22 protein-coding genes and 1 CRISPR repeat array are annotated in these 23898 nt (G+C 35.1%); of the genes, 17 read left to right on the top strand and 5 right to left on the bottom strand.

The genetic code is table 11. From position 1 onward, the window contains the following. Nucleotides 1–106: 106 nt before the first annotated feature. From cas1f to ACGH6Q_RS04835, 8 genes are all read left to right on the top strand, one after another. On the top strand, nt 107–1060 hold the full coding sequence (gene cas1f / locus ACGH6Q_RS04870) for a type I-F CRISPR-associated endonuclease Cas1f (protein ID WP_065590602.1): 954 nt from the start codon (nt 107–109) through the stop codon (nt 1058–1060). Beyond that, on the top strand, nt 1057–4380 hold the full coding sequence (cas3f, locus tag ACGH6Q_RS04865; RefSeq protein ID WP_411592153.1) for a type I-F CRISPR-associated helicase Cas3f: 3324 nt from the start codon (nt 1057–1059) through the stop codon (nt 4378–4380). Before cas1f ends, cas3f begins: the two co-directional genes overlap by 4 nt. Nucleotides 4381–4775: 395 nt before the next feature. After that, nucleotides 4776–5099, top strand: a complete 324-nt coding sequence (locus tag ACGH6Q_RS04860) for a hypothetical protein (protein WP_411592151.1) — start codon at nt 4776–4778, stop codon at nt 5097–5099. Between the two features lie 75 nt (nt 5100–5174). Further along, entirely contained in the window at nt 5175–6551 is a 1377-nt protein-coding gene (csy1, locus tag ACGH6Q_RS04855) for a type I-F CRISPR-associated protein Csy1 (protein ID WP_411592149.1), read from the top strand. Then, on the top strand, nt 6551–7474 hold the full coding sequence (csy2, locus tag ACGH6Q_RS04850) for a type I-F CRISPR-associated protein Csy2 (protein ID WP_411592147.1): 924 nt from the start codon (nt 6551–6553) through the stop codon (nt 7472–7474). The genes csy1 and csy2 overlap by 1 nt, the downstream gene beginning before the upstream one ends. Nucleotides 7475–7509: 35 nt before the next feature. Then, a complete protein-coding gene (gene csy3 / locus ACGH6Q_RS04845; RefSeq protein WP_296317313.1) occupies nt 7510–8517 on the top strand; it encodes a type I-F CRISPR-associated protein Csy3 in 1008 nt (335 codons plus the stop codon). A 5-nt stretch (nt 8518–8522) separates the two neighbouring features. After that, a complete protein-coding gene (gene cas6f, locus ACGH6Q_RS04840) occupies nt 8523–9092 on the top strand; it encodes a type I-F CRISPR-associated endoribonuclease Cas6/Csy4 (protein WP_411592145.1) in 570 nt (189 codons plus the stop codon). Nucleotides 9093–9229: 137 nt separating this feature from the next. After that, nucleotides 9230–9497: direct repeats of the CRISPR family, unit length 28 nt; unit sequence CTTCAATGCCGTATAGGCAGTTTAGAAA. 604 nt (nt 9498–10101) lie between these two features. Beyond that, nucleotides 10102–11034: a hypothetical protein gene (locus tag ACGH6Q_RS04835; protein WP_411592144.1), complete on the top strand. Its 933-nt coding sequence runs from the start codon at nt 10102–10104 to the stop codon at nt 11032–11034. Between the two features lie 162 nt (nt 11035–11196). Here ACGH6Q_RS04835 and flhA read toward each other — a convergent pair whose 3' ends face one another. The 5 genes from flhA to flgA all read right to left on the bottom strand — a co-directional run bounded on the left by flhA (nt 11197) and on the right by flgA (nt 16068). Then, nucleotides 11197–13284 carry a flagellar biosynthesis protein FlhA gene (gene flhA, locus ACGH6Q_RS04830; protein WP_065590605.1) on the bottom strand — a complete coding sequence of 696 codons (2088 nt, stop codon included), beginning with the start codon at nt 13282–13284 and terminating at the stop codon, nt 11197–11199. A 17-nt stretch (nt 13285–13301) separates the two neighbouring features. Further along, complete coding sequence (gene flhB, locus ACGH6Q_RS04825) at nt 13302–14432, bottom strand: flagellar biosynthesis protein FlhB (protein ID WP_065590606.1); 1131 nt, start codon at nt 14430–14432, stop codon at nt 13302–13304. Between the two features lie 141 nt (nt 14433–14573). Beyond that, complete coding sequence (locus ACGH6Q_RS04820; RefSeq protein ID WP_034909433.1) at nt 14574–15008, bottom strand: flagella synthesis protein FlgN; 435 nt, start codon at nt 15006–15008, stop codon at nt 14574–14576. A 28-nt stretch (nt 15009–15036) separates the two neighbouring features. Then, complete coding sequence (gene flgM, locus ACGH6Q_RS04815; protein WP_034909437.1) at nt 15037–15330, bottom strand: flagellar biosynthesis anti-sigma factor FlgM; 294 nt, start codon at nt 15328–15330, stop codon at nt 15037–15039. Nucleotides 15331–15408: 78 nt separating this feature from the next. Continuing rightward, the gene (flgA, locus tag ACGH6Q_RS04810; protein ID WP_411588258.1) at nt 15409–16068 is read right to left on the bottom strand and encodes a flagellar basal body P-ring formation chaperone FlgA; all 660 of its coding nucleotides are present in this window, start codon (nt 16066–16068) and stop codon (nt 15409–15411) included. A gap of 152 nt (nt 16069–16220) precedes the next feature. Here flgA and flgB point away from each other — a divergent pair, with 152 nt between their 5' ends. Genes flgB through flgJ form a run of 9 tightly spaced genes read left to right on the top strand, consistent with a single transcriptional unit; the run spans nt 16221 to nt 23442 of the window. Then, complete coding sequence (flgB, locus tag ACGH6Q_RS04805) at nt 16221–16631, top strand: flagellar basal body rod protein FlgB (protein WP_411592140.1); 411 nt, start codon at nt 16221–16223, stop codon at nt 16629–16631. Between the two features lie 2 nt (nt 16632–16633). After that, nucleotides 16634–17041 carry a flagellar basal body rod protein FlgC gene (gene flgC, locus ACGH6Q_RS04800; RefSeq protein WP_034909448.1) on the top strand — a complete coding sequence of 136 codons (408 nt, stop codon included), beginning with the start codon at nt 16634–16636 and terminating at the stop codon, nt 17039–17041. A 13-nt stretch (nt 17042–17054) separates the two neighbouring features. Continuing rightward, nucleotides 17055–17774: a flagellar hook assembly protein FlgD gene (locus ACGH6Q_RS04795; RefSeq protein ID WP_034909450.1), complete on the top strand. Its 720-nt coding sequence runs from the start codon at nt 17055–17057 to the stop codon at nt 17772–17774. A 16-nt stretch (nt 17775–17790) separates the two neighbouring features. Next, on the top strand, nt 17791–19002 hold the full coding sequence (flgE, locus tag ACGH6Q_RS04790) for a flagellar hook protein FlgE (RefSeq protein ID WP_085163706.1): 1212 nt from the start codon (nt 17791–17793) through the stop codon (nt 19000–19002). Nucleotides 19003–19016: 14 nt separating this feature from the next. Beyond that, on the top strand, nt 19017–19772 hold the full coding sequence (locus tag ACGH6Q_RS04785) for a flagellar basal body rod protein FlgF (RefSeq protein WP_065590611.1): 756 nt from the start codon (nt 19017–19019) through the stop codon (nt 19770–19772). A 29-nt stretch (nt 19773–19801) separates the two neighbouring features. Next, the gene (flgG, locus tag ACGH6Q_RS04780) at nt 19802–20584 is read left to right on the top strand and encodes a flagellar basal-body rod protein FlgG (protein ID WP_065590612.1); all 783 of its coding nucleotides are present in this window, start codon (nt 19802–19804) and stop codon (nt 20582–20584) included. 10 nt (nt 20585–20594) lie between these two features. Next, the gene (locus ACGH6Q_RS04775) at nt 20595–21284 is read left to right on the top strand and encodes a flagellar basal body L-ring protein FlgH (protein WP_065590613.1); all 690 of its coding nucleotides are present in this window, start codon (nt 20595–20597) and stop codon (nt 21282–21284) included. A gap of 11 nt (nt 21285–21295) precedes the next feature. After that, entirely contained in the window at nt 21296–22405 is a 1110-nt protein-coding gene (locus ACGH6Q_RS04770; protein ID WP_065590614.1) for a flagellar basal body P-ring protein FlgI, read from the top strand. 11 nt (nt 22406–22416) lie between these two features. Continuing rightward, nucleotides 22417–23442: a flagellar assembly peptidoglycan hydrolase FlgJ gene (flgJ, locus tag ACGH6Q_RS04765; protein WP_411592138.1), complete on the top strand. Its 1026-nt coding sequence runs from the start codon at nt 22417–22419 to the stop codon at nt 23440–23442. The last annotated feature ends 456 nt before the right edge of the window (nt 23443–23898 follow it).

The raw sequence follows: 23898 nt of genomic DNA, 5'->3' as shown, positions 1-23898 counted from the left end.
TTAGAAATCATGCAATTGTTGTTAATAAACAATAAAATGCTCGTTTTTGATACAGAATAATGTTAATTTATTTGCTATATTTCAATCAATTTAATTAGTTATTATCATGGATATGATTCATTCTTCTGATCTAAAAACGATCATGCATTCCAAGCGTGCCAATATTTATTATTTAGAGCATTGCCGTGTTTTGGTTAATGGCGGGCGAGTTGAGTATGTTACTGAGCAAGGTCAACAATCGTTATATTGGAATATCCCAATAGCTAATACTACCTGTATTTTATTAGGCACGGGAACATCATTAACGCAAGCGGCAGTGCGAGAGCTTTCACGGGCAGGTGTCATGATTGGCTTTTGTGGTGGAGGCGGAACGCCTCTATTTTCATCAACCGAATCTGAATTCGCTTGTCAATTTTTTTCGCCACAAAGTGAATATCGCCCGACAGAATATCTACAAAGCTGGTGTCAATTTTGGTTTGATGATGAACGTCGATTACAAGCAGCTAAATTATTGCAACAAACACGGCTTAATATTATTAGTGAGTGTTGGCCGCAATTTGATTGGGATATTGATAAAACGCAGTTAGCGCATATTCTTACTGATGCAACACAACAATTTACCGATGTTGATAATAGCCAAGCACTTTTAGCCGCAGAAGGGCGAATTAGCAAACGTCTTTATAGCATGGCAAATCAATTAACCTTACAAGATGATAAATTTAAACGAGAACAAGGCACACGAGGCAAGAGTCATGATCCCGCTAATCAATTTTTAGACCATGGTAACTATTTAGCTTATGGACTCGGCGCAACGGCTTGTTGGGTGTTAGGTCTCCCTCATGGACTTGCTATTTTACACGGAAAAACTCGCCGAGGTGGATTAGTTTTTGATGCGGCAGATATTATTAAAGATGGCATTGTATTACCTCAGGCCTTTTTATCAGCCAAACAAGGCGATAGTGAAAAAGAATTTCGTATGGCTTGTATTGCGCAATTTGCTCAATTAGGTGCACTTGATAGGATTATTGATACTTTAAAACAGATAGCAGATCAAATATGAATATTTTACTTGTTAGTCAATGCAAAAAAAACGCCTTAACCGAAACAAGGCGGATTATCGATCAGTTCGCTGAGCGCTGCGGTGAACGAACATGGCAAAGTCCAATGACCGAAGCAGGGTTACAAACGCTCTATAAATTATTACGCAAAACTGCACGAAAAAATACTGCTGTTGCATGTTATTGGACACATGGTAAAAATTTAACTGATCTTTTGTGGATTGTGGGCGATCGCAGTCAGTTTAATCAAGAGGGACGAGTCCCAACTAATCGTACTAAACGCAATATTTTACGCAGTGACAGCGAAAATTGTTGGCAATATGCAACCAGTATCCAATTAATTACAACCATAGCGGCACTACTTCATGATTTAGGTAAAGCAACGATTGGTTTTCAATCTAAATTACGAGCAGAAACGGCTGTGGCGGCTGATCCTTACCGACATGAGTGGATTTCGTTACAATTATTTTTATTAATGATTCAAGGCTGCACCACGAACGAAGCCTTATTTGATCGATTAGCGCATTTTACTGAATATCGACAACAGAATCCTAATTGGTACCAGCAACTTACCAAAGTTGACAAAAATGATCTCACGCAGTTACCGTTATTGGCGCAATGGATTGCGTGGCTCATTGTGTCGCATCATCGAATGCCGTTTTTACCGGATTCATTAACGGGGGATATTAAAAATTTACAGAAAATAGATTTTGATATATCTGGTTTAACTATCCAAAGTTTTTATAAAACATTTAAGGCAATTGATAAATGGGTTAAAAATAGTCATAGTCAACATATTTCACCCAATGATTTTTGGCTGCTTAAAAGCGATATAACCTCAAGTCAGCCTTGGCTGAAAAAACTAAGCCGTTATGCAGCCAAAGCCCTAAATCATGTGCCTTTAATGCAATTGGCTAATATTGACGCGTTTTTATTGCATATTTCACGTTTAAGCTTAATGGTGGCTGATCATAACTACTCAAGTTTATCTTTATCAAATGACGAGGCAAAAAAAAATAGGGCAATACTGATTGCCAACACAAATTACCAAAAAGAAGCCAAACAGTGTTTGGATGATCATTTGGTCGGTGTAGCTAATTTTTCAGCCCGTTTTGCTCGTTTATTACCAAAAATAACTACGGAATTACCCGCAATTAATCAACATAAACCCTTTACCAAACGAACAACTATAAAACGATTCCAATGGCAAAATCATGCTTTTGATTTAGCAAAAAGTTATCAACAACTATCTGATGAATGTGGCTTTTTTGGTGTTAATATGGCATCGACTGGCTGTGGTAAAACCTTAGCCAATGGGCGGATTATGTATGCGCTTTCAAATCCAAAACGGGGCGTGCGTTTTACCATTGCATTGGGATTACGTGTTTTAACGTTGCAAACAGGTAAAGCATTAAGAGAAAGATTACACTTAAGTGATGAACATCTGGCGATTTTAGTGGGTGGGCGAGCCACAAAAACCTTGTTTGAACTGAGTAATGAAGACATTGAACAAAACGATTCTCAAAAAAAATCAGAAAACCAAGGTAGTGAATCTATCGAATCGTTACTTGATGAATATATTGATGTAGCAGAAAGTGGTATTGCTGATTGTGAATTAGGTACTATTATCGAAGACAGTAAAGCACGGCAATTACTTTATGCGCCTATTGTGACATGTACAATTGACCATATTATTCAAGCTAGCGAATGTAGCCGAGGCGGTAAATATATTGCACCAACGTTAAGATTGTTAACCTCAGATTTGATTTTAGATGAGCCAGATGATTTTGATCAACACGACTTGCCAGCGCTGGCGCGTTTAGTCCATTTAGCTGGATTGTTTGGTAGCAAAGTACTACTGTCATCGGCGACCTTAACGCCAGATTTAATTGCCGGATTATTTGATGCTTACCAAGCAGGACGAAAAATTTGGAATCAAAATAACCAATATGTCAATAATGCCATTGTATGTGGTTGGTTTGATGAATATGAACAGTCGATATCACAACTTGCTGATACTAAAACGTTTAGCGATCATCATCAACAATTTGTAGCAATGCGCATTCATCAATTAGCACAAAGCGCAGTTCGTCGCCAAGGGCATATCTTAGATCTACTAAATTACCAAGAAAATAAAACAGAAAACCAAAAAATTAATTATGGTGTGCTAGCTAAACAATTATTAGATCAAGCTTATCAATTTCACCAAGATCATCATCAAATAGAGAAAACATCACAAAAAAAGGTAAGTATCGGTTTAATGCGTTTTGCCCATACAGAAGATGTTATTTCATTTACAGAAAAAATTTACGCACAAACGAAGTTACCTAATGATACTGCTTTTCATATCGTGGTTTATCATGCTCGACAACTGCTGTTATTGCGTAGCCAGTTAGAAGAAAAACTTGATAGAATTTTAAATCGCAGTGATGAACAGGCACTATTTAACCAACCTGAAATTTGTCAAGCTATAAAAGGTAGCAAGAAAGAAAATCATATCTTTATTGTGATTGGCACACCAGTCACCGAAGTCGGGCGTGATCACGATTATGATTGGGCGATTGTCGAACCATCATCCATGCGCTCTATTATTCAGTTAGTAGGGCGAGTATGGCGTCACCGACCACAAAAAATTGCACAAAAGGCCAATGTGGCCATATTAGGCTCGAATTTAAAAGCAATTGAATCTAAGTATTGTACGGATAAAGCCTGTTTTACTAAACCGGGGTTTGAAGAAGAGCCATTATTTTTGCTGAAAACCCATAAAACCAATGAACTAATCCCAACTCATCAGTTAATAAATATTGACGCTATTCCACGTATTAAGTCCTGCCCTGAAGATGGGCTAACGCTAGCTGAATTAGAACATAAGGTCATGGCAGATCTTTTTGCAATTAATGCCCGTAAAAGTAATTATGTGACCAGCTATTGGCAACAAGGCTTAGCTCATCACCATTGTGTGCATTTACAGGCGATTTCGCCATTTAGAGGAAATGATAAGACACAAGATGAATATATTTGCCAACTCGACGACGATGGCGATTATCAATTTAGCTATGCAGATATCGCATGGCAAACACCAGATGAGCGCTGCGAAGATACACAAAATAGTATAATTGAATATAAAAACTGGTCATTTGATGATCCTAATATCCAACCTTGGCTAATTAATAATGTCGAGCAAGCCATAGCAAAAATAACCGAATATTTCCCAAATAAAACGCCATATCGCTTAGCAAATGAATTTTGTAGCGTAAGCTTATATCGCAATTGCAGTTGGTGTTTTCATCCTTATTTAGGATTTTATAAAAAGAAAGGATAAAAGAATATCAGTTTTTATACTGAAACACATAGTTACCTGAAACTTTTTGACAAAATATCGTCAGGTGCATAATGGTTGCTAGTAAAAGTGAGGTAATTCTTTTATACTTGATGACACTGCTGTGTAAGCAGTTTAGAAACATGAAATTTTGTTTTTGTTTTAGAACTTCACCGCCGTGTAGGCGGTTTTTATTCCCATGATATTTGTTTTGTCTTTAAATATATTTTGTTCCCATGAAATATTTTTATTTTTTTAAAATACATTGAATTTCCATTTGTATTTATGTATAGTTTGTCTTGTAAAGTGATTGATTCGCTATACAAAGAAGTCTCCTCAGATGCTCTACCATCTGAGGATGACATATTTTATCCTTCAACAATTATCAGGAGATAAACGTGAATAATACTAAACCTAACTTAATGCTATGTCAATTTCCATCAGAAAAAGAGTATTTAAACAAGTTACACAAATTTATAATTGATGTTCCAGCAGCTAATGATAAATTTATTATTGAATTACCAACTAAGTCTAAATACTATTCTATGAGAGAGTTAATGGAAATTTTGAATATTTCGACGATTAAAGAGGTTGAATATTTGATTAAAAAATTGGGACTTGAACAACCAAAGTATCGGTATTTCAACTCTTATAAAAAATGGACTTATAATAGCAACGCGTTAAATATATTGAATTTATATTTAAAATATAAAGTGGCATAACATTGAATATAAAAGGCTTATATTATGGTATGTAAGCCTTTTTATTTTAAATTTACAAAAATATAAGGAGGGTCAATGGATAACATATCTTGGCAAGATATAAGAAAAGTAATTTTAGATTTTCTGCAACAACGGCTTGCCAATAATAGTAGCTATAAAAGCGAAACCGCTAAGCTAGAAAAAGCAAAAGAGTTAGGCGATCAGGTCGCAGTGAATGAAGTTCAGCAAAAATTAGATGAATTAGCCAAGCGATTTGAATTTGAAACGTGGATGGAAGATGCGGCAACTAGAAGAATTTCGTGGATAACAATAGGAACTCATTTAAGCAAAGGTATCCATTCATCTAGCTCTGGAGATAACGTTAACATTGCGACCCAATCTAAACTGAGCCATCAAACAGTTATATCTTCTGCAACACCATTCTTGTTAGAACTTGATAGCTCAGGTAACGCCGCTTCATTAGATATATTTTCTCTTTTTAATCAATGTGTTGGTGGAAAGAAAATCCTTCAAGTAATTATGGAAAATCATCCAGCTGTTTTACCTGCACTTTCCGATGATAAGCAAAAAGCATTACTTTATTTAGCTAATTTTAAAAAAGCAATTTTTGGTGATTTTGAACATCCCAAAGCATCAGAGCTTAATAAGCAGATTTATTGGCCGAATAGCCAACAAACTTATTTATCACAGCAAGACAATAATTATCGATTGTTAATTCCGTTACATCCTAGTTCATTGTGTCATTTGGTTTATCAAAAAGTACAATCCCGATTTTCAGACGAAAATAAAAAAGCACGTGAACAGCGACGAATTAAAGATATTGAACATCAATCTTATTTTTCTTTTCAAGATTTAGCGGTGGTTAAATTAGGAGGGAGTAATCCCCAAGGAGTAAGTCAATTAACCAGTAATCAGGGAGGACGTAATTTTTTGTTACCTTCCATGCCACCTAAATTTCAAAAACCTCAGTTTCCATCAATTACAAATTTTCAAGAAACCATTTTTAATAGTTCATTTCAATATTATTGTCGATATGGTTTTAAGTTATTATTTGATACTGTTGAAGCAAAAAAAAATATTTTTGTTGTGAGAAACAATAGAAAAGAGGCTTTTTTTGTCATCTTAACATTAATTCTTAAGTTCGTTGCGCATATCCAAATGACCAAAAGGGCTGGTTGGAGCAGGGAATCCTCACTAAATCTAACTCAACAACTTTGGCTTGATCCAAAACGAGTCATGTTGGATGGCGAAACCAATTTTAAAATAAGATATGAAAAAGGCGATTGGCAACAAGAATTAGAAAAGCAATTTGCTTTTTGGATTCAAACTATTTTAAAAGAAAAATTTAAAAATTTTAAACAACAATTTGCTGATCCTGAATTTAGCGAATGGCGCCGTGAATTTAATGCAGCGGTAAAAGCAAGTCAACGTAAAAGGGAGGGGATCTTTTAATGGCATCATTACGTTTTTATTTATTATTTGATCATGTCAAAATTCATAATGCCAATGCGATTTCTAGCCCATTAACCTATGGATTCCCAGCTATTTCGGGGTTTCTAGGCGCTATTCATGCTTTAAGTCGTAAAATTGAATCAGAAAATCCTATTTACTTAGATGGTGTGTTAATTGCATGTCATGAATGTGATGTACAAGTTTATCGACCAAACAACTATGCCGATTATACGTTTCGATTAACACGCAATCCATTAGCTAAAAATGGTAGTACTCGTTCAATTATTGAAGAAGGGCGAGTTCATCTAGATGTTTCATTGCTTGTTGAGGTGAAAATTGAAGATCGTGAAACATTAGATGATGCAGATGAACAGCAAGCATTCATCCAACAGATGAAACAAAAACTTTACCAGCAACGTGTTGCTGGTGGGCAGGTTGTTGATATTGAATCAGTCGCACTATATTCTGCATCAGAATCAAATAAACACTTAATCAATGCGCTATTACCCGCATTTGTTTTAGTTGAAGCTCCACAAGATTTACAAGATATTACTGCTGAATTACAGCAACAAGATCCTAATGCTACAGCGCTTGATGCCCTGATTGAAACAGCGATGTTGCATCATCATCCACAAGAAAAAGATCACTGGCAAACCACATCGGTTAAACAAGGTCGTGGTTGGCTTGTCCCTTTACATTTGGGCTATCAAGCTATTTCACCGTTATTTTCAGCAGGTAAGGTTGAACATGCACGCAGTAATGAGCATGCCACGCAATTTGTGGAGTGTATTTATGGGCTGGGTAAATGGGTCTTTCCTTTACGCTTGAAAGAGAGTTTATCACAGGCTTTTTGGCGTTATAAATGCAGTGAATTGCAATCTAATGATGCAGAAATTTATATTATCAATCAAGAAACTAATTAAGTAAATTTAGAAAATTATAGATTAAGGAATACATTATGAGTAAAGATAAAATGACAACGGCAAGCGTACTTGCTTTTGAACGTAGTTTTGATATTTCAGATGCAATTTTTGCACAGCAAAGTAGTACGGATACCAATAAATTATCCCCTGTTGTAGTTACTGAAAAATCAGTTCGAGGCACTATTTCAAATCGTCTTAAAAATGCAGTGGCAAACGATCCAACCAAATTAGATGCTGAAATACAAAAACCAAATTTACAAACAGTAGATGTCGCTTCGTTAGATGCCGATAAAGATACTTTGGTAGTTACATGGAGCTGTAAAGTGTTGCCATTTTTAGGTAAACCATCAGTATGTAATGATATCGAATATCAAAAAGAACTAGAAAAAACAACGCAGGGTTATATTCAAACGCAAGGATTGACAGCATTAGCTAAACGTTATGCTATTAATATCTTAAGTGGCCGTTGGTTATGGCGTAACCGTATGGCAGCAGAGCAAATTAGCCTTTCGATTACTCGAAAAGATGAAAAAAAACCAATGATTGAAGTCAGTGATGTTAAACAATATCAACTGAACTCATTTGATTATGATGATAAATCGGTGAATGATCTTGCTACACTGATTGAAGCAGGATTATGTGGTAAAGAGTTTGTTATTTTTAACGTTGAAGCCAAACTGAAAATGGGTTTAGGTCAAGAAGTCTACCCGTCACAAGAATTAATTCTAGATACTGGCAAAACTAAAAGTAAAGTATTGTATGAGAAGAACAAACAAGCCGCCATGCATTCACAAAAAATCAGCAATGCAATTCGAACTATCGATACTTGGTATGATAATGCTCAATTCCCAATAGCAATAGAACCGTATGGCTCGGTGACATCAATGGGGCATGCTTTTAGACAACCAAAACAGAAATTAGACTTTTATACCTTATTTGATAATTGGGTATTAAAAGGTGAAAAACCATTGCTTGAGCAACAACATTATGTGATTGCGGTATTAATTCGTGGTGGTGTTTTTGGTGCTAGTGGCAAGGAGTAAATAATATGCACTCACACTATTTAGAGCTGCGAGCTATTTCGCAAATTGAGATAATCGAGGTGGACGTGATTAATCAAGTTATGCAGTCACTGCACCAAATCTTGGTTAATCAACAAGGAAATATCGCAATTAGTTTTCCTTGTTACAATGTGCACCGAACATTAGGCGGAGTGATTCGCCTATTTGGTACCGAGCAGGAATTGCAAAAACTTAAAGCAGATATACAGCAAAAATCATCGATAAGTGATTATGCTTTATTGATGCCTATCACAACAGTACCGGCAACGATAAAAGGCTATTTGCATTTGAGCCGTGTTAATCCTAAAGGTCAGAGTGCGTTAAGACGTGCCGAAAAAAGATTAACTGCACAAGGTAAATGGACACCTGAAGTGAAAAATAAAATGGTTGAAAAGTGGGGAAGCGTTCATTTGCAATATCCACATCTTCATTTGAATAGTAAAAGTACAGGTCAAAAATTTATTTTGTGGTTAAAGCAAGAAAAACGCCCAGAGCCAGTGCAAGGCACATTTAATAGCTATGGATTAAGCCAAACAGCCACTGTTCCTGATTTTTAAATCATTAACCCTTTTTTTGGGGATGACTTTAACATATTGATTATTATTGATATTAAAATAGACTCAAAAAAAGGGTAAAAATTGGGAAAAGTGCAATATGCTCTTTTACAATAAGGCACTATTGAGATAAAATTCTACTTCAATGCCGTATAGGCAGTTTAGAAAAATTTACACTGATGATCTAGTTGATTTACTGACTTCAATGCCGTATAGGCAGTTTAGAAACAGCAAAGAGCAATTACGGCCGCAATCCCGATCTTCAATGCCGTATAGGCAGTTTAGAAAAGCTCTCCTTTCCTCTTGATGTTGAGCATCGACTTCAATGCCGTATAGGCAGTTTAGAAAAGTTTCGTTAATTGATTGCTCAAGTGATTTAACTTCAATGCCGTATAGGCAGTTTAGAAAAATAACGAACCAAATGTTTCAGAATTTGGAGTCTTCAATGCCGTATAGGTGGTCTTTTGTATAAAAGTAGAAATTTCTGTATAACTGGTTGATTTTAATGAAAATAAAAAATTAAATAAAATCAATGATCTACCTGAACGATTTTATGGGCGTAATACATCCCATAACATGGTAAGGATTATATGTTCATTGGTTGTTAGGTAATTCACTAATTCCTTGGTTTAGAAATTATCACCAATATTCATTATTTCCACAAAAGTTAAGACTTACAAAACCTAACATCGTATTCTAATTAAAAAATTGCATAAAAAGCTAGCCAAGTTTTTTTAAAATGGCTATACTTTAACCTCCTTAAAGGAATAGTTTATTAAACAATCAAATAAACATAAACATAAAAATTAAAATAAATCATTAATTTACTTGACAGGTGAACCGTAATGCATTATCATTTTAAACACCAAACACCAAACACCAAACATGGCAAACCTATGTCTTAAATTTATCAGATAAACACACTAGTTGGATTTTTAACCCCGCCACGTTTATATCTTCAAAGTTATTTTTCAAATTATTATCAAAATTATTCCGAAAAGTTCCGTTAGTATTGATATTGTTATTATTGTCTTCTTTATGGAATGTACAGGCGAATGGCAAAAAGGTTCGAACGGGTAATCGTAGTGATGCAATAATAATACCGTCGGCAGTTATCCATTATGCAAGGCCGAATCTATATTTTAGCGAAGGTAGATACGCAGGTCCTGCTGACATATGGAATCCTAAGAAGGGCTTCTTAGTTCAATCAATCGATCCTGAATCATACAACCTCAATTTTCCAACTACAGGAGCGAATTTTTTATTTTTTGATTTAGTCATATCGGGAGATTTCGCTGAATTGACATGGGAACCAGTTACGCATGAGGGAATTACCGCAAGAATGAAACTTATGCCAGGTATTCACAGTTGGGTTCATGATTCTAGTTTTGTAATTCGTGTTATGCTAACAGGTCCAGATGCAAGAAATCAATGGGATAATCCTCATCCTAATCCAATTGCTAAGCCAAAGTTACCGCAGACGTTTGAGTTAGTGGGTAGAGATAGATATGGCATTGAGGTAGTAAAATATGGATTTGTGTTGAAGCAGTGGTTCGTCGTGCGGGATGCTCATCTTCCTTTTCGAACGAGAACCTATAGTGACCATTTAGCATGGTGTAATAATATAGGCTACCAGATGCCAAGGGTCAGGGATTTAACCAATGCGGTTACAAAATTTGGTCCATCAGTAGGCGATAATCCATCTTCACCAGGTAATCATTACATGCGTCATATTGATGCAGGTCTTTCTTCCGAGTGGGGCTACTTGTTCATTTACACCATTGGTGGTATTGGTGATGCTGCTGGCTTTCTTCACACCTACTATTGGACGAGCGATGTGGCGGGGCACGAGCAGTTCATTGTGGACTTGAGTGATGGCAGCATCGGTAGCCTCCACCCGAAAACCGAAGCAGGTGTTGCTTGCGTCTCAAACCTTAAACCTTAGTTCTTATTTCTTAGTCATTAGGTCGCCGAGGCCAATATTTAGAAACACCTATTTTGATACTTTAACTATCATAAAATTGTTTACCGCCGTGTAGGCGGTTTAGAAATGAGTGTTTCTAGTTTTTATTAACTGAAACACTTCATTATTAGTATTATAAAGTAACTATTCTGTGCCAATTTGCGTGCTCATTTTTATCTCTCGATTATCGGTGATTTCTAAATTCGATAGCACCACTAATTGAGGAAAGTTTGGTCTTAGAAATTGTGAAAGCATAGGTCTTAATGAATGGTTCACTAATAACACTGGTGGTGCACCGATAGCTTCTTGTTGATGAATGGCTTGTTTAATTTGCTCGACAATGTGTTCGGCTAGCCCTGGTTCAACATTGCTGGTATTTTGGAGTGCTTGTAATAACAAACGTTCTAAATTGATATTTAATCCTATTACATTGATTGGCTCAGATCCAGGAAACCATTGTTGTGTGATGACTCTTCCTAAAGCAATTCTTACCATACTTAGTAGCTGATAAGCATCATTTTGGGTTGGTGCGTACTCACAGATGGTTTCAATAATGGTACGCATATCACGGATTGACACTTTTTCAGCAATCAAGTTTTGCAATATTTTATGAAATGTGGTTAGTGTAACAACACCAGGAATAAAGTCCTCCACTAATTTCGGCATATCTTGTTTTATTCTGTCGAGCAGTTCTTGAGTTTCTAAACGTCCTAATAAGTCGCTAGCAAATTGCTGTAATAAATGATTAAAATGAGTAGCAATCATGGTACTTGTATCAACAACGGTATACCCCAATATTTGTGCATTTTCTTTATTACTTTCATCTATCCATATCGCTGGTAATCCAAAGGCAGGTTCGGTTGTTGGAATGCCCTCAATGGTTTCAGTTACATTACCGGGATTGATCGCTAACCATTTATTATTAACAATTTCACCTTTGCCAATTTCACCACCTTTTATAAATATCTTATATTGATAAGGTGCTAATGAAAGATTATCTCTTATATGAACTTGAGGTGGTAAAAAACCCAGTGTTTGAGCAAATTTTTTGCGTAAACTACGAATTCGCCCTAACAACTCACCATTTTGAGTTTGATCTACCATGGGAATTAATCCATAACCAACTTCCATTGCCAATATATCTTCAATATTAACATCTGACCATGTTGCTTCTATATTAGCTGGCGTGGTTGCTTGTACATTAGCTTGTTTGGGTGCCATTTTTTGTTCTGTCTTTTTCTGTTTAGTTAACCACCAAGATATGATTAATAAAATAGCAGTAAAGAGTAGAAAAACTAAATTTGGCATACCCGGAATTAGTCCAAGTAAACCAATGACGACAGCTGTTAAAATCAATACTTGAGGATTATTAAAAAGCTGTGTAATCATTTGATCACTGATGTTATCTTGTGATGTGACTCGAGTAACAATAACGCCTGCTGCGGTTGAAATAATGAGTGATGGTATTTGTGCTACCAAACCATCGCCAATAGTTAGTAAAACATAGGTTTCGCTAGCATCAGAAAAAGCCATACCGTGTTGAACAACTCCAACTAATAACCCCCCAATAATGGTTATACCCATTATTAATAATCCCGCAATCGCATCACCGCGTACAAATTTACTGGCACCATCCATTGACCCATAAAAATCGGCTTCTTGAGAAACTTCGGCTCGACGGGCTTTAGCTTCATCTTCACCAATTAAACCCGCATTCAGATCGGCATCAATAGCCATTTGTTTTCCGGGCATGCCATCTAACGCAAAGCGTGCGCCCACTTCAGCTATTCTACCTGCTCCTTTGGTGATGACCATAAAGTTGATAATGACTAAAATAATAAATACCACAATACCAATAGCAAAATTACCACCAACTAAAAAGTGTCCAAAAGCCTCAATAACCCGCCCAGCAGCAGCACTACCGGTGTGTCCTTTTAATAAAACGACTCGCGTAGAAGCAACGTTTAACGATAATCTTAATAAAGTTGCAAATAATAAAACGGTCGGGAATGCTGCAAAATCAAGCACTCTTTTAGTAAACAATGCTACTATCAAGATGATAATTGATAATGTAATATTAAAAGTAAAAAACAGATCCAAAATAAATGCAGGTAGTGGTAATACCATCATCGAAAGAATCAATAAAATTAGCAATGGTCCAGCTAAGACTTGATAATGCCCATTTTTTAATGTATTGGTTGATAATAAATTAAGTAGTTTAGATTTAATCATAAGACTAGTTATTACCTTTATTTATTTACGGATAATGACTCAGGTATGGGTAAATTATTTGGCGCTATTGGTTTATCGCCACCATATTTATACCAATGTTTCAATTGATAAACCCACGCTAGAATTTGGGCAACCGCGGTATATAATTCGGTTGGTATTGTTTCGCCTATTTCACCATGACGGTATAAAGCACGGGCAAGTGGTGGTGCTTCTAACTGGGGGATATTATGTTCATTAGCAATTTCTTTGATGCGTAACGCAATTTTATTTGTTCCTTTCGCTAATAATTTTGGAGCAATCATTGTTTTTTCATCATATTGCAGAGCGACGGCATAATGCGTTGGGTTGGTAATAATCACATTGGCTTTAGGTACATCTTTCATCATACGGCGTCTAGCAATAGTCTGTTGCATTTGACGAATGCGCCCTTTGATTTGTGGGTTTCCCTCTTGTTCTTTAAATTCATCTTTAATTTCTTGTTTTGACATTTTCAGTTTCTTTAAATTACTCCATATTTGATAGAAAATATCAAAACCAACCATGGGTATTAAAGATATAACACTAAAAATTCCACAAAGAATCACTAGCTGTATTGCTTTAGTTAATGCGCTATTTAAATGCATATTGGGTAAAGAAAGCATGTGGGGAAAATGGTGCATTACAAACAATGTTGAAGCTATAGAAATAAAAATAACTTTAAGTATGCTTTTTAGTAATTCAGAAAAAACTCTAATACTAAATATTCTACCAAATCCAGATATCGGATTTAGTTTTTGAAAATTAGGCTTAATTGATTGCAGGCTAAATAGTAAACCGCCGACACAAAGTGGTGCAAATATAGCAACGATAACTAGACCAAAAAAAATGGGTACAATTGCCCAAAAACCATCGGTTAATAAATTAACTAAATTGAAGACGATTAACTTATCATCCTCTATTTTATACGAAAACTTCATTGCTGTTTTAATGATCGTAGTTAACTGGTTAACTAAGTGTGATCCCATTAATCCAAATAAAATAATACCTATTAACAAAATTAATAACGAAGTTAATTCACGAGAACGAGGGATCTGCCCTTTTTCTCTAGCTTTTTTTATTTTGCTATCGGTGGGGTGTTCGCTTTTATCTAGATCACTATCGTCAGCCATGATGAAGTTAAATAAAACGCTATAGTTTAATAAAGATTTACAATACTAACAGTATGAACTAATTGCTACTGGGTTGTTGGCTTAATAAGAGGGTATTTTAGGGGGTATTTATGGCGTTTACCGTCAATAAATATTAATTTTTTAAACTTTGGCTCGCTTTGACGAAATAATTTCAGTTTGTTGATAGCCACTATTAGTATAAACAGCAGGACTTTTAATACTTTTAAGATAGTTGATTGATTGCTGGGTTAGATTCATGCGGTTTTGAATAATTAGCCCATTATCACGATTTATATCTGCTAATAATTTTGTTGTATCAGTAATTGATAGCCAAAGAGCTTCGATTGTAGGATTTTCTTTATAGGGTGGTTGAATATTAAATTGTTCACTTAGTTTTATGCGTTCTTCATCCAGTAGCTTTAGTTGAATTAGTAATTGGCTTTTTTTGTTAATAGTTTCACTTAACTGGTTTGTTGAACTATTCTCAATTAATATTTTTTGCTCTGATTGTAGAATTTCTGAAATTGTTTGTAACATCTCAGCTATTTTATTTAGGATGTCATTAAGTGCTAACATTTTTTATCCTTATAATTCTGTTTTATTTTTAAAAATCTTCTAGTAATTGTTTAATTAATTTATCTGCAATTTTATGTGTATCAATAACCAATGTTCCGTTGGATATGGACTGTTTTATTTTTTCAATTTTTTCTACATCGATATCTTTGTTGGTTGAATGTAAAAGGTGTATTGAATTTTGATTTATACTCACGTTAGTACTTACATTAGTACTGTTTTTAGTTTGTACAGATGCATTGTGAGTATTTTGTTGTTCGTTAATTACATCGCGGCTTACTAGCCCTGTTATGGCTGTAACGGATTTAGTTGCATCTATAGTCATAAAATACCTTTAATCAAATTTAAGATTTAAGTGATTTGTATAATTTTATTATCGGCAATAATAAAAAAATCATTAATATTATTTATTGAAAATTATTACACCTTGGTGAGTTAACGTGCCTTCAACAATTTTATCAGAATTTAGTTTAACTTTTATTTTATCGTTTAATATAGCATTGTTAAGTGTTTTGCCATTAGTTGTTATCTCATAACCTTCTCCATTTATTATTACTTTAATTATTTGTCCTGCTTTCACCTGCCAATTTTTTTGAAGCATTGTTGTTTTTATTGGTTCACCCAAATTGATATTTCGTAAAGCTATATGATTAATTGCGTCAACTCCATTCAAAATAACAGTCGAAGGTAGTTTATCCAACCAACCTGATTGTATCTGTATATAATCTTCGTTGATTACCGTCCCTGCACTTATTGCTTGTTTAGCTACAATATAGTTCCCTTTGACAGCAACATTAATCTGGATAAATTTTTTTTTATTATTGCATTGGGCACTGATAGTCATGTTGCCCCACTGTTTTTTTTTATTTAATAAAGAGAGTGTTGGAGTCTTACAATTTAATTGCGGTTTAGCAGTAAGATAAGTAATTAAAATGTCGTCCGCTTTATGACCAAATTGCTGTGATATTAAATTGTTAATCTGTTTATCAAGCGAATTTGCTAAAACATTATTCCAACTAAATAGTATAAAAATAGCGAGTATCAATTTTGCGATTTTAATCATGCTTATTTATTCTAAATTATTCATAAGCTGATTTTACTTTATGATTGCAAGAAATGAATCTTGAAATAAGGGCAATTTTTATCGTTATTTGCGCAATAACTTTTTTTTTATTCGCTTAAAATTCTCATTATCAAAAAAAATGAGATGATTTTATGTTTGATAAATTAGATACATGGGTTAATTTTCATCAGCAAGCATTAAATATACGTGAAACACGACAAAATATATTAGCTGCAAATATTGCAAATAGCGATACGCCTAACTATCAGGCTCGAGATATTGATTTTAATGCTGAGCTAAGCAAAGCACTTAACAATCAGAATAAGATTAATAACGTTGGACTTAATATCACTTCAAATCATCATATTCAGATAAAAGCACCAATCATGACAAATCATGATGTACTTTATCGTATACCTTATCAGGCTGCGGCAGATGGTAATACGGTCGAGATGGATCAAGAACGTACAGCTTTTATTGATAATAGTATTCACTACCAAAGTAATTTAACGTTTTTAGGTGAAAAATTTAAAAATATTATGGCGGTATTACAGCAAGGATAATCATGATGAGTTTTTCTATTTTTGCAATTTCAGGCTCGGCATTATTGGCACAAACACAACGAATGAATGTAAGTGCTAGTAATTTAGCTAACGCAGACAGTATTACCAGTACTTCAGGCAAAGCTTATCGAGCTAAGCAGGTTATTTTTCAAGTGGATGATAATGGTGAACTTAACCCAATTGCAGGGGTTAAAGTGTCACAAGTTATTGAAGATCCTTCACCAATGAATTTGGTTTATGAACCTAATCATCCATTGGCCGATGCTAAAGGATATATTCAGAAACCTAATGTCGATGTGGTTGCCGAAATGGTTAATACCATTTCAGCATCACGAAGTTATCAAGCAAATATAGAAGTAATTAATACCGCCAAAAATTTAATGTTAAAAACACTGGCATTAGGGCAATAAAAAGGAGTGGTTGATGGGTATAGCTAATGTTCTTGTTTCAGAATCATCGGGGATAACAAAACCTCAAACGACACAAAAAACGGCATCTGATGGTAACTCAAGTAAAGAATTACAAGATAATTTCTTAACGTTATTAATTGCACAAATGAAGAACCAAGATCCAACTAATCCAATGGATAATAGTCAGCTAACATCACAGCTAGCTCAAATCAATACTTTAGCAGGTATAGAACGTCTTAATACAACGTTAGGAATGGTTTCTGGTCAGATTGATGATAGTTTATCAGTCAATGCCAGTAATATGATTGGCAAGGGAGTGATGGTTCCTGGCAATAAAATTTTGGTTGCAACCTCAGAATCTGAAAGTTCAGACTCAAAAGAAGAAACCGTTACCACGCCATTTGGTTTTGAGTTGGTACATGAAGCTGACTCAGTAATTATTACTATTCAAGATGAAAATGGCAATGTAGTTCGTGAAGTTGATTTAGGCGCAATTCCAGCAGGCGTTAGTTCTTTCACTTGGGATGGTGTGCTAAATGATGGGACGAATGCACTAGATGGTAGTTATACTTTTTCAGTTAATGCAAGTTATGACGGGAAAAAAGTATCATCAACATCATTATCTTATTCAGTAGTATATGGTGTTATCAATAGTAAAGTTAATAATAAAGTATTACTTGATTTAGGAATACTTGGTTCAATTAGTATTGACGAAGTACGTCAAATTCTTTAAAGGAGATAAAGTTCAGATGGGATTTTCTCAAGCAGTGAGTGGTATGAATGCTGCATCAAAGCAATTAGATGTTATTGGGAATAATATTGCCAATTCAGCAACAGTAGGATTTAAGAGTGCTAGTATCTCATTTGCTGATATCTATGCTGGCTCAAAAGTTGGTATGGGGGTTAAAGTGGCTGCGATTATGCAAAACTTTAATGATGGGATAGCTACAACAACCAACAATAGTTTAGATGTGGCTATTTCTGGCAATGGATTTTTCCGTTTAGTGGATAGTAATGGGCAAGCCTATTATACCCGCAATGGACAGTTTCAATTAGATTCCGAACGAAATATTATTTCTGCTGATGGTCTTTATCTGACTGGCTATCTTGCAACCGGAACTCCACCTCAAGTGCAGCAAGGTGCAGCTCCAGGTACATTAAAAATTTCGCAAGAAATGCTAAATGCATCAGCGACAACCAAGGCTTCTTTGCAAACAAACTTAAATTCCAATAGTAAAGTTCCGGCAAAACAACCTGTCAATGCTCTTGATGCTGATACATTTAATTATTCTACGACCATTACTACTTATGACTCGCTTGGTAATCAACGCAATATTCAGCTCTTTTACGTTAAAACCGCTGATAACCAATGGGATGTTCATTATCTTGATAGCAGTGATCCTAATGGAAGTTTGCAAAAAGCGGGAGAAATGGAATTTGATTCTTCTGGTAAATTGATTAGTGATCCCGAAATGACCATCGATATTAATGGGATAAATGGATCTGCTGATAATAGCTTTACTTTATCATTAGCCAAAAGTTCTCAACAAAATATGGGAAAAGAATTGGGTAGTATTAAAAACCCTGTTGTGAATGGATATGCTCCTGGAGATTTGGTCGGGTATAGCATTAATGATGATGGTTCTATTTATGGTGTCTATTCTAACCAACAAACAATGTTATTAGGTCAAATAGCAATGGCTGATTTTGCCAATGTTAATGGGCTAGAACCTGCTGGCAACAATAACTGGAGGACAACTATTAATTCTGGTATAGAAGTATTGGGCAGTGCAAATTCTGGTACTTTTGGTTCGTTAGCGAGCGGTGCACTAGAGTCGTCAAATGTTGATATGAGTCAGGAATTAGTGAATATGATTGTTGCTCAGCGCAATTACCAGTCTAATTCACAAACAATTAAAACGCAGGATCAAATTCTAAATACATTAGTCAATTTGCGTTAATTTAAAGGTTATTTATGGATCGTGTTATTTATACAGCAATGTCAGCAGCTAGCCAGACATTAAATCGGCAATCAATTACTACTAATAACTTAGCTAATGTATCCACAGTGGGGTTTCGTGCACAGTTAACGACGATGAAAGCAGTTCCTGTTGTGGGGAATGATACACCTACACGAACCATGGTAACAGCAACAACTCCCACTTTTGATTCAACGATGGGGGCATTTAATTACACAGGCCGAAACTTGGATGTTGCTTTAACTGAGGATCACTGGCTAGCTGTACAATTAGTTGATGGTAGCGAAGCTTATACACGAAATGGAGCAATTCAAATTGATGAAAATGGTACTCTTAACATACAAGGTAATCCATTAATTGGTGATAATGGTGTTTTGACGGTGCCTCAACGATCTCAAATCAGTATTAGTAGTGATGGAACACTTTCCGCATTAGGTGCAGGTGATAAACCTACGACCATTGCTCAAGTAGGTAAAATAAAAAAAGTCCATCTTGAGCATAATGAAATTATACGTGGTGATGATGGTTTTTTTCGACTAACGGAAGAAACACGTAATGAACGTGGTGAGAATATGCCAGACAATCCAAAAGCTAAGCTTATGTCAGGTGTATTAGAAGGGAGTAATGTGAACCCTGTTACGGCTATGGTTGATTTAATTAGTCATGCTCGCCAGTTTGAAATGCAAATGAAAGAAATTATTACTGCTGATGAAAATGCACAAAAAGCAAACCAAATTTTATCTTTAACCTAAATTTATCAATACATTAGACAGGAATAACAATGATTAAATCATTATGGATTGCCAAAACAGGCTTAACGGCACAACAAATGAATATGGATATTATTTCCAATAATTTAGCCAATGTTAGTACCAATGGTTTTAAAAAACAAAGAGCGGTATTTGAAGACTTATTATACCAAACTGTTCGCCAACCTGGAGCACAATCATCTGAGCAAACAACATTACCTTCTGGGTTACAGATTGGTACAGGAGTTCGCCCTGTTGCGACAGAACGAATTCATAGCCAAGGTAATTTAGAGGCAACTGATAACAGTAGTGATATTGCTATTAATGGGCAAGGTTTTTTCCAAGTTTTATTACCCGATGGTACACAAGCTTATACTCGTAGTGGTGCTTTTCAAGTTAATCAAAATGGTCAATTGGTGACTGCAGCAGGATACGAAATTCAACCAACAATTAGTATTCCATCCAATGCAATCAAAATGACGGTAGCGCGCGATGGTGTAGTAAATGTGACATTAGCTAATCAATCAACCCAAGTCCAAGTTGGGCAACTAACTTTACATACTTTCATTAATGATGCTGGACTTGAAAGTATGGGGGAAAATCTTTACTTAGAAACAGAAAGTTCAGGTGCGCCAACGGAAAATACGCCAGGATTAAACGGTGCAGGGCTTTTATATCAAGGCTATACCGAAACATCTAACGTTAATGTTGCTGAAGAACTAGTGAATATGATTCAAGTTCAACGTGCTTACGAAATTAACAGCAAAGCAATATCAACCTCTGATCAAATGCTACAACGTTTAAATCAACTGTAAAGTTAACAATATGCTAAAGGTAATGAGATATTTTTATATTTTAATAGCATTTTTTTTCAGTGGCTGTGCACAATTGCCTAAAAAGCCTTTAGTTGAAGGTGAAACAAGTGTTGTCCCCAAATTGCCAGACAATGTAAATACGACAGGTTCAATTTATCAAGCTGCTCAGCCTAGTAGCTATGGTTACCAACCAATGTTTGAAGATCGTCGCCCGCGTAATGTTGGCGATGTATTAACCATTGTTTTACAAGAAAATGTCAGTGCTAGTAAAAGTTCATCGATTAATGCAGGACGAAATGGTTCGGTGGATCTAGGGGTAAAAACGATACCTAAATTTCTTGATGGGTTAGTCGGTCGAGGTAAAGCTAGTACTGAAATGTCTGGAAATAATGATTTTAAGGGATCAGGCGGGGCTAACGCTAAAAATACCTTTAGTGGCACAATCACCGTCACGGTTCAGGATGTCATGATCAATGGTAATTTAAAAGTGATTGGTGAAAAACAGATTGCGATTAATCAAGGTACCGAGTTTATCCGTTTTTTTGGGGTAGTTAATCCAAGAACAATTAGTGGAAATAACACTGTTATCTCAACACAAGTTGCTGACGCTCGAATTGAGTATGTTGGTAATGGATACATTGATGAAGCCCAAACGATGGGTTGGTTACAGCGCCTATTTTTAAATCTTTCCCCTTTTTAACGAGTATCATTATGTTAAAAAAATTGCGTATTTTTGTTTATTTTGTCTTTATGATGGTATTAGTGATACCAGCGAGCCATGCTGAACGTATCCGCGATTTAGTCACCATTCAAGGTGTAAGAGAAAATGCCTTGGTTGGATATGGTATTGTTGTCGGTCTTGATGGTACAGGTGATCAAACATCACAAACACCTTTTACCATTCAAAGTATTACTAACATGTTATCTCAATTAGGTATTACCGTACCGTCTGGGAGCAATATGCAATTAAAAAATGTTGCTGCTGTTATGGTTACGGCTAAATTACCTTCTTATTCTCGAGTAGGGCAACAAATTGATGTGGTGGTATCCTCGCTCGGTAATGCAAAAAGCTTGCGTGGAGGCACATTGATTATGACGCCACTAAAAGGTGTCGATAATCAAGTATATGCTATTGCGCAAGGTAACCTTTTTGTAGGTGGAATGGGTGCAAGTAGTAAAGGTAGCAGTGTAAGTGTGAATCAAACTGCAGGGGCAACCATACCTAATGGTGCAACCATAGAAAGAGAGCTTGCAACTCGTTTAGATGAACAAAATATTATCCATTTACACCTTAATCAATTTGATTTCACTCAAGCATTGAAAATATCTAATGCAATTAATAGGTTACAAAAAAATACTGCAGTAGCATTAGATGGTACAACGATAGCATTACATATGCCAAAAGAAAGTAGTGCACGAGTACAACTGCTTTCACGAATACAAAATCTTGAAATTAGTGCTACGCCAGTTTCAGCAAAAGTCGTTATAAATACTAGAACCGGTGTTGTAGTTATGAATCAAAAGGTTAAATTAGATAATTGTGCGGTTGCACATGGTAATTTATCTGTTGTGGTAAATAACAAATTAAAGGTAAGTCAACCCAACACTCCATTAGCAGGAGGTACAACAACCGTTACACCAGATAATCAAGTTAGCGTTGCACAAGAAGGAGGGGCTTTACACAATATATCCTCTAGCGCTGATTTAAATCATGTTATTAATTCGCTAAATGTATTAGGTGCTAATCCTACAGAATTAATGTCAATACTTGAAGCGCTAAAAACAGCTGGTTGTTTACATGCCTCCTTAGAAACTATCTAAAAAAAGACTTTATGAATAATAAAATTGGACAATCTTTGAATCGTTTCGCTTATGATTTTTCGGATATTAATCAATTAAAGCGAAATGTAGTTAATGGCTCTGCTGAAGGTATTAAGCAAGTTGCTCAGCAGTTTGAGTCATTATTTATTAATATGATGATGCAAAGTATGCGAAAAGCTGTACCTGAAAGTGGTTTATTTAGCCAGTCTGCTACACAACTATTTACTTCAATGTTTGACCAACAAATTACACAGCAAGCAGCGGGTAAAGGGTTTGGATTAGCAGATATGCTTATTAAACAGTTAACTAATAAAGTTTCACCATCAATTAATGTTAACCTACAATCTAATACAAACAATACTCAGCAAAATCTGCAATTAGCTCAATCTTTATTTAGTAATGCATCACCTAATTTATCGCCTGAAGCGCTAGGGCAAATACTATATCGTAACTATAATGCTAACAAAGCAGCTGAAATTAAACATAACGAGGCAATATCAAAAACACAATTTGATAATGTAAACGAAGATTATGTCACAAAATTTGTTATGGAATGGCTAGAGCCAGCTAGGCAAGCTGCTAAAAAATCTGGTATTCCGTATGAGGTTATTATTGCCCAAGCAGCACTAGAAACTGGGTGGGGGCAAAAGCAAATTAAAACCGCTAATAATCAATCAAGCCACAATTATTTTGGTGTCAAAGCAACATCATCATGGAATGGGAATTCAACTCGTTTAACCACACATGAATTTGTTAATAATAAAATGATGAAAATTGAAGATAATTTTAGAGTCTATAATAGTAAACATCATGCATTAACCGACTACCTCAATTTATTAACTAAAAGTCCCCGTTATCATGCAGTTATTAAAGCTCCTGATGCCAGAACAGCCGCTAAAGAATTACAAGCTGCACATTACGCAACTGATCCAAATTATAGCGATAAGCTTATTCGAATCATTGGTCGTATTGAAAAAATTGCCCAAAATAATCCTCCAACAAAAGTATTAGGATTTAAGCAAATTGCGTTTAATTGACAATAGGATTATTTGCACAAACCCCTCGCATTGTTTACCGTAATTTAATAAATTACGGTAATATGCAAAAATAATTCCGTATTTTTCTATACAGCTTATCTAAACAAACATTTTAACTAAAAAAATAAAGACAGTGCCATTTTGTCAAAAACTTTCAGGAGTGTACTACGTTTATGTAAAAATTCAAAAAAATCATACACAAATCAAAAAGAGTAAAGTTATTATTATTGCTTTTTTAACCACCATTTCACCGCAAAAACAACGCGACTAAACTAACTTGAATTATTAATATTAAACAACATCATAGTTAAAAATGAGTTAAATTTTACCCTAAAATGCGCTATACTTTGTACAATTTAATTTATTTAGATTATCTATTAGATAACTAAATTAGATGACGATATTAGATAACTAAAAGCAATAACATTAACCATTTAAGTCATAACAACAAACAAA

Origin of the sequence: Gilliamella sp. BG2 (assembly GCF_046635645.1) — a bacterium.
Taxonomy (GTDB): Bacteria; Pseudomonadota; Gammaproteobacteria; order Enterobacterales; family Orbaceae; genus Gilliamella; species Gilliamella bombi.
Note: the sequence above shows the minus strand (reverse complement) of the source record. Positions and strands in the feature narration are given on the sequence as shown.